General features: G+C 73.7%; 14 protein-coding genes. All 14 read left to right on the forward strand.

Features of this window, described 5'->3' with window-relative positions; genetic code table 11:
* Positions 1 to 48 precede the first annotated feature (48 nt).
* The 14 genes from ACZ7N4_RS14310 to ACZ7N4_RS14375 all read left to right on the forward strand — a co-directional run bounded on the left by ACZ7N4_RS14310 (position 49) and on the right by ACZ7N4_RS14375 (position 15,356).
* Positions 49 to 1,314, forward strand: coding sequence for an MFS transporter (locus ACZ7N4_RS14310; RefSeq protein ID WP_471357910.1), 1,266 nt, complete (start codon positions 49 to 51; stop codon positions 1,312 to 1,314).
* 105 nt (positions 1,315 to 1,419) lie between these two features.
* The gene (locus ACZ7N4_RS14315) at positions 1,420 to 2,847 is read left to right on the forward strand and encodes a hypothetical protein (RefSeq protein WP_471357912.1); all 1,428 of its coding nucleotides are present in this window, start codon (positions 1,420 to 1,422) and stop codon (positions 2,845 to 2,847) included.
* Positions 2,848 to 2,872: 25 nt separating this feature from the next.
* The gene (locus ACZ7N4_RS14320) at positions 2,873 to 4,108 is read left to right on the forward strand and encodes a hypothetical protein (RefSeq protein ID WP_471357915.1); all 1,236 of its coding nucleotides are present in this window, start codon (positions 2,873 to 2,875) and stop codon (positions 4,106 to 4,108) included.
* Between the two features lie 23 nt (positions 4,109 to 4,131).
* Positions 4,132 to 5,454: a cation:proton antiporter gene (locus ACZ7N4_RS14325; RefSeq protein ID WP_471357918.1), complete on the forward strand. Its 1,323-nt coding sequence runs from the start codon at positions 4,132 to 4,134 to the stop codon at positions 5,452 to 5,454.
* Between the two features lie 59 nt (positions 5,455 to 5,513).
* A complete protein-coding gene (locus ACZ7N4_RS14330) occupies positions 5,514 to 6,191 on the forward strand; it encodes a VOC family protein (RefSeq protein WP_471357921.1) in 678 nt (225 codons plus the stop codon).
* A 31-nt stretch (positions 6,192 to 6,222) separates the two neighbouring features.
* On the forward strand, positions 6,223 to 7,878 hold the full coding sequence (locus ACZ7N4_RS14335) for a class I tRNA ligase family protein (RefSeq protein WP_471357924.1): 1,656 nt from the start codon (positions 6,223 to 6,225) through the stop codon (positions 7,876 to 7,878).
* Between the two features lie 14 nt (positions 7,879 to 7,892).
* On the forward strand, positions 7,893 to 8,177 hold the full coding sequence (locus ACZ7N4_RS14340; protein ID WP_471357927.1) for a cupin domain-containing protein: 285 nt from the start codon (positions 7,893 to 7,895) through the stop codon (positions 8,175 to 8,177).
* Positions 8,174 to 9,289: an NAD(P)/FAD-dependent oxidoreductase gene (locus tag ACZ7N4_RS14345; RefSeq protein WP_471357930.1), complete on the forward strand. Its 1,116-nt coding sequence runs from the start codon at positions 8,174 to 8,176 to the stop codon at positions 9,287 to 9,289. Before ACZ7N4_RS14340 ends, ACZ7N4_RS14345 begins: the two co-directional genes overlap by 4 nt.
* Positions 9,286 to 10,023, forward strand: a complete 738-nt coding sequence (locus ACZ7N4_RS14350; protein ID WP_471357933.1) for a class I SAM-dependent methyltransferase — start codon at positions 9,286 to 9,288, stop codon at positions 10,021 to 10,023. Before ACZ7N4_RS14345 ends, ACZ7N4_RS14350 begins: the two co-directional genes overlap by 4 nt.
* 45 nt (positions 10,024 to 10,068) lie before the next feature.
* Positions 10,069 to 10,515, forward strand: a complete 447-nt coding sequence (locus tag ACZ7N4_RS14355) for a GNAT family N-acetyltransferase (protein WP_471357935.1) — start codon at positions 10,069 to 10,071, stop codon at positions 10,513 to 10,515.
* Positions 10,512 to 11,867, forward strand: a complete 1,356-nt coding sequence (locus ACZ7N4_RS14360) for a SidA/IucD/PvdA family monooxygenase (RefSeq protein WP_471357937.1) — start codon at positions 10,512 to 10,514, stop codon at positions 11,865 to 11,867. The genes ACZ7N4_RS14355 and ACZ7N4_RS14360 overlap by 4 nt, the downstream gene beginning before the upstream one ends.
* Positions 11,864 to 13,105, forward strand: coding sequence for an ATP-grasp domain-containing protein (locus tag ACZ7N4_RS14365; RefSeq protein ID WP_471357940.1), 1,242 nt, complete (start codon positions 11,864 to 11,866; stop codon positions 13,103 to 13,105). The genes ACZ7N4_RS14360 and ACZ7N4_RS14365 overlap by 4 nt, the downstream gene beginning before the upstream one ends.
* Positions 13,102 to 14,361, forward strand: coding sequence for an MFS transporter (locus ACZ7N4_RS14370; protein WP_471357943.1), 1,260 nt, complete (start codon positions 13,102 to 13,104; stop codon positions 14,359 to 14,361). The genes ACZ7N4_RS14365 and ACZ7N4_RS14370 overlap by 4 nt, the downstream gene beginning before the upstream one ends.
* A 14-nt stretch (positions 14,362 to 14,375) precedes the next feature.
* On the forward strand, positions 14,376 to 15,356 hold the full coding sequence (locus ACZ7N4_RS14375) for a GNAT family N-acetyltransferase (RefSeq protein WP_471357946.1): 981 nt from the start codon (positions 14,376 to 14,378) through the stop codon (positions 15,354 to 15,356).
* Positions 15,357 to 15,517: the final 161 nt, after the last annotated feature.

The raw sequence follows: 15,517 nt of genomic DNA on the forward strand, positions 1-15,517 counted from the left end.
GACCAGCACGACCGAACGCGGGGCAGCCCCGGTTCAGAAGGAGAGCACGTGACGAGCGACGCATCGCTGAGCACGGAGCCAGGGATGGTCACCGCCGCTCCCCGGCGCCCCGGGCTCGGCCGGCAGTTCGCCAGGATGTGGGGCGCCTCGGCCGCCTCGGCCATCGGTGAGGGGGTGTCCCTGGCCGCCGCGCCCCTGCTGGCGAGCACCCTGACGGACGACCCCCGGCTCATCGCGGGCGTGAGCGTGGCCCTGACCCTGCCGTACGCCCTCTTCGGGATCCCGGCGGGGGTCCTGGTCGACCGGGCCGACCGGCGCCGGACGATGACGTACATCGACCTGTTCCGGGGCTCCCTGGTCACCCTGTTCGTGCTGTCGGTCGCCCTGGGCCTCGGCAACCTGTGGGCGCTGTACCTGTGCTTCTTCCTGATCGGCACCTGCGAGACCTTCTTCCGCAACGCCGCCCAGATCCTGGTGCCGTCCGTCGTCCCGGAGGAGCACCTCGTCGTGGCGAACGGGCGCATCATGAGTTCGGAGACGGTGGGCAGCCAGTTCGTGGGGCCGCTCATCGGGTCCTCGCTGTTCGTGATCGGCCCCGCGGTGCCGTTCGCGGTGAACGCGGCCACCTTCTTCACCTCCGCGACCCTGCTGAGCCGGCTGAGGACGCTCCCGAGCGAGGCGGACGACGCCCCCGCGGCGAAGGAACGCCCGCGGCTGCTCACCGACATGGCGACCGGGCTGCGCTGGCTGTTCCGGCACCGGCTGCTGCGCAGTCTGTCCCTGACCGCCGGCGCCATCAACGTCGTGTACACCGGCGCGCTGGCGGTCCTCGTCGTCCACGCCCACCGCACGCTCGGGCTCTCCGACGTCGGGTACGGCGTGCTGGTGGCCTGCCAGGCCGTCGGCGCGGTCACCGCCGCCCGGCTGTCGCCCCCGCTGGTGGGGCGGATCGGCAAGGGCTGGGCGCTGGTCTGCGTGGTCTCCGCGATCGGCTGCAGCAACCTGGTCATCTGGCTGGTGCCCTCGCCGTGGGCCGTCGGGCTGGCGCTCGCCCTGGGCGCCTGCGCCAGCGTCACCTGGAACGTCGTGACCGTGGTCCTGCGCCAGACACTGGTCCCGAAGGACCTGCAGGGCCGGGTCAACAGCATCTACCGGCTCTTCGCCTGGGGCGCCCTGCCCATCGGGGCGGCGCTCGCCGGCGTGGTCTCCAAGAGTCAGGGGACGCCCGCGGTGTACGCCCTCGGCGTCGGCGTCATGGCGATCGTCGCGCTCCTCCTCGCCTTCGGCGTCCGCAAGCAGCTCGAAGCCGTCTAGGCCCGGCCCCCTCCGCCCTTCGCAGGGCACTCCAGCCGCTCCCGGCGGCAGCGCCGTACCGGACCGGCCCCGAACACATCCGCACCGACCGAAAGAGAACCACCCATGACCCAGCTCCCGCACGCCCCCCGGTCGGGTCTCGGCACGCAGTACCTGGAGCTGCTGGCCCGGCAGGGCGTCGACCCCGTCGAGCTGACCCGCCCGGTGGTGGCCGACGAACTCGTCACGGTCGCCTACCAGGGCCGCTTCCTCGCCTCGCCGGTCTTCCTGTCCGCCGCCGAGCGCCGCTCCGTCGCCGCCGACCTGTACCAGACCCACCAGCTGCTCACCCAGCTCCCGGACCGGCTCTTCGGCGGCGACACCGGCGCCCTGGCCCGGGAGGTCGGCATGACCGACACCCAGGCCGACGTGGTGCAGCGGGCCGCGAAGGCGGGCCCGCCCCTGATGGCGCTCGCCCGTTCCGACCTCTACCGGGGCGCCGACGGCTTCAAGCTGCTGGAGCTGAACATCACCAGCGCCCTCGGCGGCTTCGAGAACACCGGCATCAACCGGGCCATGCTCCGGCACCCGGTGCTGGCCTCCTTCGTGGCCGAGCACGGCCTCGGCCACGTCGACACCTTCCAGGGCATCGTCGACACGCTGTACGCCGAGTGCGCCGCGCACATGGACCGGGGGCGCCGCCCGGTGGTGGCCCTGGTGGACTGGCCGGAGAGCTTCAAGACGTACGAACCCCGGCTGAAGGTCATGGCGGCGCTCTTCGACGCCGTCGGCATCGACGCCGTGCCCTGCCACGTGGGCCAGGTCACCGAGCGCGACGGCCGGCTGGAGGCGCACGGGCGGGCCATCGACGTGGTGTACCGCTTCTTCCTCGTGGAGGAGATCGCCACCCCCGCCGACCTCGCGCTGGTCGAGCCGCTGCTGCGCGCCTTCGAGGAGGGCCGGGTGGGCATGTTCAGCCGCCTGGACGCCGAGCTGTACGGCAACAAGGGCGCGCTCGCCATGCTCTCCGACGACCGCAACCGCTCGGCGTTCTCGGCGGCCGAACTGGCCTGCATCGACCGGTTCCTGCCGTGGACCCGGCATGTCCGCCGGACGGCGACGGACGCCGCGGGCGAGCGGATCGACCTCCTCGCCTACGCCCGGGCCCACCAGGAGGACCTGATCCTCAAGCCCACCCTGCTGCACGGCGGCAGCGGCATCGTGCCCGGCTGGACGGTCGGCCCGGAGGAGTGGCGCGAGCGGCTCGCGGAGGCGCTCGACGGGCCGTACGTGGTGCAGGAGCGCATCCGGCCGGTGCCGGAGGTGTTCCCGGCGGACGAGGGCCAGGGCACCCAGGAACTCTTCCTGAACTGGGGGGTGTTCCTCACCGACCCGCAGGTCACCGGCGGCGACGGCTACAACGGCTGCCTGGTCCGCGGCAGCACCGACCCGGAGGTCGGCGTGGTGAGCATGTCGGGCGGGGCCCGGGTCGCCTGCTCCTTCCACGAGACCGACGACACGGCCCACGACGACGCGACCGACGCGCCGGCCTGACCCACGAGAGCCCGGAAGACACATCATGAAGATCGCAGTGGTCGACGGCTACTCGACCGGACGCGCCCTCGTCTCCGCCCTCCGCGACCGCGGCGCCGCCCTGGTCCACGTGCAGAGCTCCCCCACCCCGCACCCCTACTACACCCGCAGCTTCCGCCCCGAGGACTTCGAGGCGCTGCTCGACGGGACGGCCGAGCCGGCGCGCCTGGCCGAGCAGCTCGCCGCCCTGGACGTGGACCGGGTCGTGCCCGGCACCGAGTCGGGCGTGATCCTCTCCGACACCCTCGCCCACCTCATGGGGCTGCCGGGCAACCGGTACGAGACGCTCGCGGCGCGGCGCGACAAGCAGCTCATGGGCGAGACCGCCGCCGCGGCCGGCGTGGCCGTGCCGCACGGCGGGGCGTTCGCCGACGCGGACGAGGCCGTGGACTGGTTCGTCTCCGCCGGCCTGAAGGAGGCCGTGGTCAAGCCGCCGAGCAGCGCCGGCACTGACAACGTGCGCTTCTGCCGGACCGCCGACGAGGTGCACAGCGCCTGCAAGACGGTGCTCGCCGTGGACAACTTCTTCGGCGAACCCAACCAGGTCGTGCTCGTGCAGGAGCGGCTGCGCGGAGTCGAGTACTACGCCAACACCGTCTCCTGCGACGGGGAGCACCGGGTGGCCGAGCTGTGGCGGTACACCAAGCGGACCGGCAGCTCCGGCTACCCGGTCTACGACTTCGAGGAACCGGTGCCCGTCGGCTCGGCGGAGGCCGGCCCGCTGTGCCGGTTCGTCGGCGCGGCCCTGGACGCGCTGGGCGTGCGGTGGGGCGCGGCGCACACCGAGGTGATGCTGACCGAGCGCGGCCCGGTGCTGATCGAGTCGGGCGCCCGGCTCGGCGGAGGGACGGCACCGCACGTGGTCGAACGGTACTCGGGCGTGTCGCAGACCAGCCTCCTGGCCGACCTGCTGGTGGCCCCCGGCCGGCTGCGGGACTTCGAGGACACGGCGGTCGCCTGGCGCGGTGCCGTACGCAATGTGGCGCTGGTCAACTCCTTCGCCGGAACGGTCCGTTCGCTGGACTGGGCGGCCCGTCTGGAGGCGCTGCCGACCCTGGTCTTCCTCGCGCACGGCGTCACCGCGGGCGAGCACCTCGGGGAGACGGCCGACCTGATCAGCTCGCCGGGCTACGTCTACCTGGCCGCGGAGGACCCGCGGGACATCGAGCGGGACTACCGGGCTCTGCGCGCCATGGAAGAAGAAGGCCTCTACACCAGCTGACCGCTGGACCGAAAGGAACCGAGATGGCTTTCGCCGTCGGTCCCGTCCCCGGGATAAGCCACGACGCGATGCTCGTCTTCCTCATGCAGATCGGTGTCCTGCTGATCGTCGCCACCGCCCTGGGGCGGCTGGCGGCGCGGCTGAACCTGCCTGCGGTGGTCGGCGAACTCGCCGCCGGCATCCTCGTGGGCCCCTCCGTGCTCGGAGCGGTCGCCCCCGCGGTGTCGGAGCGGCTGCTCCCCCACGACGCCGAGCAGATGCACCTGCTCGGCGCGGTCGCCCAGCTGGGTGTGCTGCTGCTGGTGGGCATCACCGGGGCGCACATCGACCTCGCCCTGCTGCGCCGCCGGCGCGTGGCCATCGGCTGGGTGAGCGTGGGCAGCGTGCTGCTGCCCCTGGTGCTCGGCATCGCCCTGGGCTTCCTGCTGCCCGCCTCGGTGATGGGCGAGAACGGGCACCGTCCGGTGTTCGCGCTCTTCATCGGTGTGGCCGTCGCGGTCAGCGCGCTCCCCGTGATCGCGAAGACGCTGCTGGACATGAAGCTGATGCACCGCAACGTCGGCCAGGTCATCATCGGCGCGGCGGCCGTCAGCGACATCCTGGGCTGGCTGCTGCTGTCGGTCGTGTCGGCCACGGCGACGGTGGGCTTCCGGGCCGGGGTGGTGGCCGAGTCGGTGGGCTGCCTGCTGCTCGTGCTGGCCGCGACCGTGTTCCTGGCCCGGCCGCTGGTCGCCCGGGTGATGCGTGCGGTCGAGCGGTCGGCGAGCGGCTCCGACCTCGGTGTCCCGGTGGTCGTGGTGCTGCTCGTACTGGCCGCGGCCGGGACCCACGCCCTGAGGATGGAGCCGATGCTCGGTGCCTTCCTGTGCGGCACCATCGTCGGGTCCCTCGGCGCCGGGAGCCGGCGCTTCCTGGAGCTGGCGCGGCCCTTCGTGATGGGCGTCCTGGCACCGCTGTTCCTGGCGACCGCGGGGCTCCAGGTCGACCTGACCGCGCTCGGGCGCCCGGCGGTCCTCGGCGCGGCGCTGATCACGCTGCTGGTCGCCGTCGGGGCGAAGCTGGCCGGCGGCTACCTGGGCGCCCGGATGGGCCGGCTCGCCCACGACGAGGCCCTGGCCATCGGGGCCGGGCTCAACGCGCGTGGCGTGGTGGAGATCGTCCTCGCGTCGGTCGGCCTGAACATCAAGGTCCTCAACTCCGCCTCCTACACCATCGTGGTGCTGGTGGCCGTGGTCACCTCGGTCATGGCACCGCCGATCCTGCGCCGGACCGTGGGCCGCATGACCCAGACCTCCGGCGAACTGCAACGCGAACGGGAGTACGCCGCCCAGCCCGTCGCGTCGTAACCGGCGGCCACCGCGCGGCCCCCACTCCCCGCTTCATCCCCACAAGGAGTCGACACCCCATGACGGTGCGAGACATGGCGCACGTCGAGCTGTACACCCGGGACAAGATCTCCGCGGTCCGCCACTACGTCGCCACGCGTGGCTTCGTCCAGGTCGCGGACTGCGTGGAGGTCGACCGGAGTTCGGCGCTGCTGCGCCGCGGCGCGGCCCAGTTGGTGATCACCTCCGGCTGGGCGACGCGCGGGTTCCTGGCCCGCAACGGCGAGGGTGTCGCCGACGTCGCCGTCACCTGCGCCGACGTCGACGCGACCGTGGAGGCCGCGCGGGCGTACGGCGCGACGGTCACGCACGGTCCGCAGGGGGCGCCCGTCGTCTCCGGGCCCGGCGACGTCGTCCACACGCTGCTGCCCGAGCCCGCGCCCGGGGCCCGCGCCCTGCCCGCCGGCCGTACCTGGATCCCGTACCCGGAGCCGGCGCCCGCCGCCGCGCACCCGGAGGAGCTCCACCGGGTCGTGCTCGGCATGCCGGCAAACCTCCTCGGCCCCTACGCCGCCTTCTGCGAGGGCGTGTTCGGCTTCACCCGCCGGGCTCCCGAGGGCGTCGCCCCCGCGGACCGGGCGGGCGACGGCCCGGTCCTGTACGGCGCGTCGGGCCGGGCGGCCCTCGTGCTGCGGGCCAGGCCGTCCCGGGACCGCGCCGGGTCCGAGCGGTCCCTCTGTACGACGTCCATCCTCTGAAACCTCCGACACGACATCGAGGCAGCCGACTATGGGTCCCCTCTCTCTCGAAGGCCAAGAATTCTTCCTGACACCGGTGTGCCTCGTGCCCAACGGGCGGGCGCACCTCGGGCACATCGCGGGGCCGCTGCTGAAAATGGACGTGCTGCGCCGGCACGTCCTGCGCGGCGGCGGCCGGGCGACCATGATCTCCGTCAGCGACGCGCACGAGTCGCACGTCCTGGTCCGCGCGCACCAGGACGGCGTCACCCCGGAGGAGGTCGCGAACCGCAACCACCACCTCATCCGCAACGACCTGGCGGCCCTCGACATCGCCTACGACGACCTGCTCAACCCGCTGGACGAGGCCTGGGCGCAGCGGTACACCGAGGTGAACCGGGACTTCCTGACCGAGATCGTGGAGTCGGGCAGCACGGCGGTGCGCACCGAGCCCATGCCGGTGCTCGACTCCGAGGCGGCCGGCGCGCACAGCACCTCGCTGCGGCCCCGGGTGGACGAGGCCGTGGTGAGCGGCTGGCTGAAGGGCCGGTGCCCGCACTGCGCGCAGCCGCTGGTCGGTTTCTTCTGCGAGTCCTGCGGCGGCCACTTCTCGCCGTCGCAGATGATCGACCCGGCGACCGCGCACTTCGAGGGTGAGCTGCGCCTCGACGACATCGCCTCCCTCTACCTCGACCTGCCCGGCGGCCCCGAGCGGCTGCGGGAGGCGCTCGCAGAAGTCTGCAAGCGCCCCGACTTCCTGGCGATCGCCGACCGGTACATGGCGGTGAACGGCGCCTCCATCCGGCTCACCGTGCCCAGCCGGTGGGGCATCCCGTGGGAGGAGGACGGCGTCTCACCCGGGCAGGTGATCTTCTCCTACTCGGCGCTGCTGATCGGCTGCCACCTGGTGGCCGGCGAGCGCTACAAGGAGATCACCGGCTCCGGACGGAACCCGTTCCAGCGGGACTCCGGGGTGCGTACGGTCATCTCCTTCGGCATCGACAACGCGATCCCGTTCATGGTCGGCGCCGTCGGCTGCGGCCTGGGCCAGAAGACGTACAAGCCGGTGGACTCGCTGCTGGTGAACTACTTCTACGACTTGGAGGGCAGCAAGTTCTCCACCAGCCGCGGCCATGTCATCTGGGGCGGTGACATCGTCTCCCTGGGGCAGGCGGAGTCCGACCTCACCCGCGCCTACCTGTGCTTCCGCAACCCCGAGTTCACCCGGTCCGCGTTCCAGGCCGACGAGTTCCTGTCCTTCCACAACGAGGTCGGGGCCCGGGTGGGCGACGCGCTCGCGGCGGCGGCCGAACGCCTCCCGGCGGACGGCGCCACCGCGCCCTCCCCGGAGGTCGTGGCGGCGCTGACCCGCACCCTCGGTCACCAGACCGGGATGCTCGACCCGGACACCTTCCACCTGGCGGCCGCCTGGTCCTGCGTGGAGCAGTGGCTCGACTGCGCTCCGGCCCTCACCGCGACCCCCGAGGCCGCGGCGGCCTGGCTGCTCGGCTTCGCCCTGCTCGCGGCACCGGTGATGCCCGCGACGGCGCAGCGGGTGTGGGAAGCGGCGGGGCAGCCCGGCGGCCCGAACGTGGCGGCGCTGACGGACGGTCCGCCGCACGTGACGCCGCGGGGCGACATGCCCCGGCTGCGCACCCTCACGCGCAGCCAGCTGAACGCGTGTCTGCCGGCCTCCCTGCACAAGTGAAAGGACTGCAACCCGTGGACGTCGTGATATCCGGCGAGATCGAGACCGAACAGGACGGACTGGCCTACGGGGCCATGGTGTTCAAGGTGGCGCCCGGGACCACCACCGAGCCGCACCGGCACGCCAGCGAGGAGACCTGGGCGGTCCAGTCCGGCGCCGGGTACTGCCTGGTCGACGGCGAGCGCATCGGGCTGATCCCCGGCTCCCGTGTGATCGCGCCGCCGCACTCGGAGCACACCATCACCAACGACGGTTCCGAGGACCTCGTGGTGCTCAGCATGTGGTGGAAGAAGCTGTGAACGACCAGGACGTCCTGGTGGTCGGCGGGGGCGTGGTCGGCCTGACCCTGGCGGAGGTGCTGACCCGGCACGACCCGGCGCTGCGCGTCACCGTGCTGGAACAGCACGGCTGGGGAAGCGGTGCGACCGGGTACGCGGGCGCCGTCGACATCCCGTACGCCCACACGCCGTTCCACCGGGAGCTGGTCGAGGCCGGCCGGCAGTGGTGGAAGGAGTTCCAGGCCGGTACGCCGGCCCCCGGCCCCCGCACCCCGCTGCCCTTCGCCTGGCTGGTGCGCAGCCGCGAGGCCGCCGCCCATCTGGAGGAGACGCTGGTCACGCCGGCCAGCCCGGTGGGCGGGCCGGCCGGCGGGGCGTGGCGGCTGCCGGCCGGCGCGACCGCGCTCGCCGGGGAGGCCCATGTCATCGACCCGGGGCTGCTGACCGCCGCGCTGGTGGAACGGCTGGCCGCAAGGCCGTCCGTACGCCTGGCCGAGGGCCGGCGCGTGACGGACCTGGCGTCCGCCGCGGACGGCGGCGTACGGGCGGTCACCGCCGACGGCGGGGAGTGGCGCGCCGGGCAGTGCGTGCTGGCCCTCGGGCCCTGGCTGCCGGGATCCCCGCTGCTGTCCGCGCTCGGGTCCACGCCGGCATCCGAAGCCGTGCCCGGGTCCGCGGCCGAAGCGGCCTCGCCGGACGCCGGGGTCCGTACCAAGCGGGTGTACGGGCTGCGGGTCGTCCTCTCGGGGCCGGCCGCCGTCCGGTACGGCGTCGGCTCGGCCGAGGACGGCATCTTCCTCTTCCCGGTGTCCGGTGGCGAGTACGCGATGAGTGTGAAGCACGACGTGTGGGACGTGCCGCCCGAGGAGCAGCCGCTGCCCGCGGACGTCCTCGCCCGGGCCGCCGCCTTCCTCGACGCGGTCGTCGGACCGGGTGCCTGGGAGGTGACCCGCGGCCGGGTCTTCGCCGACACCTACACCCCCGACGCCACCCCGCGTCTGCTCCGGCTCTCCCCCGACCACGGCGTGTTCGCGGTGACCGGGCTGCACGGGTCCGGCGTACGCCTCGCGGCGGGAACGGCCACGCACGCGGCCCAGGCGGTCCTCGCGTGCCGACAGGGAGGCACGGCGTGACCTCTGCGAGCCTCAAGGCACCCGGCGACGAAACCGGAACCGGTCCGGGCAACGTGGTGTTCTACCAGCAGCACGGGGCCTCCGCCATCATGCGGGCAGCGCACTTCCCCGACGGACTCCTGGCGTTCCTCCAGATGGAGAGCCTCGCGGTGCACCAGGCGGCCTCCCGGTACGGGTGCGCGACCCTGGTCGAACTCGGCTGCTACGACGGCCGGTCCCTGGAGGTGGCCCGGGCCGCGGGCGTCGACTACCTGGGCATCGACGTCAACGCGGCCGCCGTGGAACGGGTCCGCCGCCGGATCGCGGACGAGGGGCTGAACGACCGGGCCCGGGCCGTGGTGGGGGACGCCATGCGGTGCGCCGACTGGGTCGGCGAGCTGGACGGCGGCCGCCCCCTGCTGCTGCTCCCGTTCAACCTCCTGGGCAACTTCCCGTCCCCCGAGGCGCTGCTCGGGGGTCTGCGGCAGGCCGGCGGGATCGCGGTGCTGTCCGTGTTCCACGCCTTCGACGCGGCCACGGACCTGCGCCGGGACTACTACACCGCGTGCGGCATCAGCCCCTTGGAGGAACACCCCGGCCCCTACGGGGGCGTCGTCTTCCGCTCGGGGGACGCCTTCCAGTCCCAGTCCTTCACCCGGCAGGCGCTGGCCGACCTGTGCGCCGAGTGCGGCATCACCGTGCTCGGGGAGGCCATGAACAGCATCGGCCTCTGCCTGACGGTCTGCCTGAACTGACCGTTTCGCCCGCTGCCCCTTCTTCCGCCGATCAGGAGTGTGTTCATGCCCGCCGATGTCCGCTTCGCGAGCGACGAGGAGTCCGTCCGCCGCTGCTGGCCCCTCTTCGTCCAGTTGCGTCCGCACCTCACCGATGAGGAGGAGTTCCTCGCGCGGTGGGCGCGGCAGCGCCCGGAGGGCTACCGGATCGTTTATGCGGAGCACGGGGGCACGGTGCTCGGCGCCGCCGGGTTCCGTGTGCTGCACACGATGGCGTGGGGCCGGATCCTCTACCTGGACGACCTGATCGTGGACGAGGGGGCCCGGGGCACCGGCGTCGGCAGCCACCTGCTCGGCGCCCTGAAGGACATCGCGCGCGAGGAGGGCTGCGAGGAGTTCCACCTCGACACCGGGCACCAGCGGCACGCCGCGCACCGGGCGTACCTGCGCAACGGCTTCCACTTCGACTGCCACCACCTCGCCCTGTCGCTCGGCACGGAGGGCCCGGCGTGAGCGCGCCCCGCGCCCGCGTCGCGGTCGTCGGGGCCGGCCCCAAGGCCGCGGCCCTCGCCGCGAAGGCCCATGTCCTCAACGAACTCGGTCTGGCCTCGCTGGAGTTGTGCATCTACGAACGCGACGAGATCGCCGCCCACTGGACCGGACGGGCCGGCTGGACCAGCGGCACCGAACGGCTGGGCACGCGCGCCGAGAAGGACGTCGGCTTCCCGTACCGCAGTACGGTCCGGTTCGGTGCGCAGGGCAAGGAGGTCGACGCCCGGATGCAGGCGTTCTCCTGGCAGAGCCACCTGATCGACACCGGGTCCTACCAGCAGTGGATCGACGCCGGTCTGCCGTCCCCCACCCACCGGCAGTTCGCCGACTACCTCAAGTGGGTGCTGACCAGGGCGGTGACCGGGGTGCGCATCCGGCGCGCCGAGGTCACCGGCCTCGGGTACCGGCCGGACGGCTGGGTGCTGGAACACCGCGCCCAGGGCGGGCCCCGGCGGGAGGCGCCGTTCGACGGGCTCGTCCTCACCGGTCACGCCGTACCCGGCACCCTGCCCCACCACCCGCAGGTGACGGACCGGCTGCTGACCCCGGCCGGCCCGCGCGACCTCCTCCGCTCCTTCTCGCTGCGCCCCGGCAGCCGGATCTGCGTGGTCGGCGCCGGGGAGAGCGCGGCGTCGTACGCGCTGTACGTCGCCGACACCTTCGGCGAGGACGTCTCGGTGTCCATCGTCTCCCCGTACCTGCCGCGCTCCCGGGCCGAGTCGTTCGTGGAGGACCGGGTCTACTCCGATCCGCAGACGGCCGCCTGGCCGCAGCTCCCGGAGCGCGACCGGCGGGACTTCATCTCCCGCACGGACCGCGGGGTGATCTCCCCGCGGGCGCTGGACGCGCTGTCCCGGGCCCGGGGGGTCTCCTTCGTGCTGGGCCGGATCCGGTACGTGGGCCCGGGGGCGTCGGGCCGGATCCGGGTGACGGTCGACCAGCCGGGCGAGGTGCTGCGCAGCGACTACGACCTCGTGGTCAACTGCACCGGCGGCTCCCCCCTGCACCGGCTGACCGCCCTGCTGGACGAGGCCTCGGCCGGCGAGGTGGAGGCCGGCCTCGGTGTCTCCCTCCGGGACGAGGCGGCCCTGGCCCGCGAGGTGGACGCCTCGCTGGCCCTGCGCGGGCTGCGGCCCCGGCTGCACATCCCGGGTCTCGCGGGCCTCGCCCAGGGCCCGGGCTTCGCCAACCTCAGCTCGCTGGGGCTGCTGAGCGACCGGGTGCTGGGCGCCTACGAGCACCCGGCGCCGCCCCTCCTTCCCGCACGGTCCACCGGGACCGTCACCGCGTCAGGCCGAGGAACCCCCGAATGATCTTCTTTGTGGAAGCACCGCTCACCGGCAGCGGGCTGAGCGCCCTCGCCTGGGCGGTGGCCCAGGGCATCGACGCCGCCCTGGTCACCACCGACCCGGCCAAGTACCGGGGGGCGGTGGGCGCGGACGTGCTGCCCGGGCTCGCCGGGCGCGGCCGGCTGTACGTCGTGGAGACGACCGAGGGCGAGGCGGTTCCCGCCGAACTGCTCGACGCGGCACGGGAACACACCGGGTCCGGCCGGCCCGGCGTGGTCTGCGCGACCGACCGCCACCTGCTCTTCGCCGCCGCGCTGGCCGAGGTGATCGGCGCGCCCTTCGCCCCGGTCGAGGCCGTCCGCACCTTCCGGGACAAGCGGCGCGCCCGCGAGCTGTACGACAAGCTGGGCATCCCCTCACCGCGCTGGGCCGAGGCGCGCACGGCGGACGAACTCCGGGCGTTCGCCGAGGACACCGGCCGTCCGGTCGTCCTCAAGAACGCCCGCGGCACCGGCAGCCTCGACGTGCTGCTGTGCCGGACCCCCGAGGAGGCCGTGGCGGCGTACGGCACCCTGACGGCCGGGGACCTCTACCTCGACGGCGAGCTGATGGCCGAGGAGTACGTCGACGGGCCGCTGTACAGCCTGGAGACGCTGGTCACGGACGGGCACTGCCGTCATCTGGGCATCACCGACCGGCAGTTGGGCCCGCGTCCGGCGTTCTGCGAGGTGTCGTACACCTTCCCGGTGCGCGTCCCCGGGCGGGCGGAGGCCCGGATGCGGGCGGCGGTCGAGACCCTGGTGGCCGCCACCGGGATCGACCAGGGCATGCTGCACACCGAGTTCATCCTCACCGACGACGACGAGGCCGTCGTCGTGGAGGTCAACGCCCGCACGGGCGGGGGGCTGCTCTCCCTGATGATGAACGACTGTCTGACCGTGCCGGTCCCGGAGCTGCTGTGCTCGGCCGCCCTCGGACGGCCCGTCGCCGACCCGGAGCACAACGGGAGCCACTCCAGCACGGTCACCGTCTACGCCCCCCGGGCCGGCCGGCTGAGCCGGGTCCACGGGCTCACCGAGGCCGGCGACGGCCCGTACGTCGTCCAGGTGGTGCACAGCGCGGCCCCGGGCGACGAGGTCCGCGCCGCCGGGGACTACCGCGGGGCCGTCGGCCAGATACGCACCCGGGCCGGGTCCGCGAACCTCGCGCTCAACGCGGCTCTCGCCGCCGCCCGTGACGTCGTCGTGGAGGTGACCGGATGAGCGGCACCAGCGTCCGGGCCGGCGCGGACCGCGCGCTGCCGGGACCGCGCACCGTCATGGTGAAGGTGCCGACGGCGGTGCTCTTCGTCAACATCGCCCTGGCCGGCAACAACGCCCTGGTCGCCGCGGTGCTGTACCGGCTCACGGGCAGCGCGTCGAACTTCGCCCTCATCCTCGTCTCCAACTTCGCCATCGCCGCCGTCGTACAGCTGGTGGCGGGGTACGTGGTGGACCGGCTCGGCGCGCGCAGGCTCGCCGTGCTCAGCGAGGCCGCGGCCTGCGCCGCCATCGGCCTGGAGGCGGTGGTGTCCCGGCTGGACTCCCCCGTGGTCCCGCTGATCTGCGGGGCGGCGCTGGTCAGCGTCGTCCAGGCCTTCTACCGGGCGGCCATGTTCACCCTGGCGCCGCAACTGGCCGGGAAGGAGCGGCTCGCCGCGCTGAACGCCAAGATCAACGCGGCGTTCCAGGCGGGCACGCTGCTCGGCACCCCGGCCGGCACCCTGCTGCTGTACCTGGAGCCGGTCTGGGGTTTCTGTGTGCTCGCGGTGTCCTTCGGCGCGGCGGCGCTCATCCTGGGCACGCTGCCCGACCTGTCGGCGCGGGGCACCGGGGGCGGTGGCGCGGCGGCCCGGGGCCGGACGGGGGTGCTGCGCGAACTGCGGGCGCAGCGCGGGCTGATCACGCACATTCTGCTGTGCTCCGGTGACTACGTCGCCGTGTACCTGTTCACCCTGATCATCGTCCCGCTGGTCGACGACCGCTTCGGCGGCAGCACGCTGACCCTCGCCGTGGTGAACTCCGCGCTGCCGGCCGGGGTGATGCTCTCCGGTCTGCTGCCCTGGCGCTCGCAGTCCCCGGAGCGGACGCTGCGCCTGGTGGTGCTGTCCATGGCCGTGCTCCTGGCCGCGTTCCTGGTGCTGACCCGGGACGTGGGCGTGGCCGGGACCGTGGGCTGCGTGGTGGCGGTGGGGTTCGCGGCCGGTTCGTCGCAGACCCTGCTCATGACGGCGCTGCAACTCCGCTCGCCCGCCCACGTCCTGGGCCGGGTCGCCTCGTTGCGGCTCTTCGTGGCCTCCGGGCTCGCCGCGCCCACCCTGGCCGGCGCCTCCTACCTGCTGAAGGACGGGGTGGGGACGGCCCTGGCCTTCTGCGCGGGGGTGGAGGCCCTCTACCTGACCGCGCTCCTCGTCCTCTCGCGCAGGCGCCTGCTCGGCCACCGCACCCTGGCGGCGGCGCCCGGCGACACCGCCGACTGATCCGGAGGCCCACCATGCAGATCGAAGACACCCACGGTCTCCCCGTGGCCGTCGTCAGCGTCGAGGAGGCGCTGGTGACCGACTGGGAGACCTGGCGGGGGCGGGTCGCGGTCGTCCGCGTCGGCAACCCGCCCGCGGCGGACCGGCCGGCTCTGCGCCAGGCCGGGTTCCTGCCCAAGCCCAGCTGGCTGACCTGGGTCGCCGACATCCGGGCCACCGAGGAGGAGTTCCTGCGCGGCCTGCACCGCAAGGAACGGCAGAGCGTCCAGGCGGCCCGCCGGCACGCCGCCGCGTCGGACCTGCGGGTGGAGGTGCTGCCCCTGACGGAGGCGCTGCTGGAGGAGTTCCTCGGCCTGTACGAGCGGCAGCTGGCCCGCATGCGTCAGGCGATGCCCGTCGCGGTGCAGCAGCGCGACCAGCTGAGGGAGGCCTTCGCCGACCTGTACGCCGTCTGCGCCCGGCAGGCGGGCACGCTGGTCGGTGCCTGTCTGAGCCAGCGGCTGCCCGAGGCGGACCTGGTACGGCTGCGGTTCTCCGCGGTGGACGAGCGGTCCCGGTCGCACAGCCTCGCCCGGGTGCTGTACATGGCGGCGATCGGGCACGCCCGCGAGCTGGGCTTCGGACAGGTCAGTCTCGGCAACGACCCCAACCTGTACGGGCACGTGGTGGAGGCCGGGCTGTTCGCCTTCAAGACCCGGCTCGGGTTCCGGCCGGTGCCGTCCCAGACGGTCCATCCGTACCGGGGCGACGACCAGGCCGACCTGGTCCTCGGCGGGCCCCTCCTGGCCGATCCCGCGCTCCTGCTGTCGTACCCGGAGTCGGCCGACGAGGACGGCCCGGCGGACCCGCTCCGGATGGAACTGTTCACCGCGACGGACGGCCCGGACGCGAGCCGGTACACCGGATCGTACGGCGGTGAGGTCCGGGTGCACCTCCTGCGGCCGGCCGCGGACCGGGACGAGCCCGCTCCGGCGGCCTCCCCGGCCTCCGCGTAACGCGAGTCGCGCGGGGCCCGCACAGCGCGAGCCCCGCGGCCTCCGCACAGCGCAGGCGGGACCTCAGGGCAACCCACCGCGCACGCGGACGCCACCTCCGACGGCCCACCACACACGCCGACGAAACCTCGGGCACCCCTGCGCGCACGCCAACGCCACCC

Source organism: Streptomyces sp. NPDC107654 (assembly GCF_055639035.1).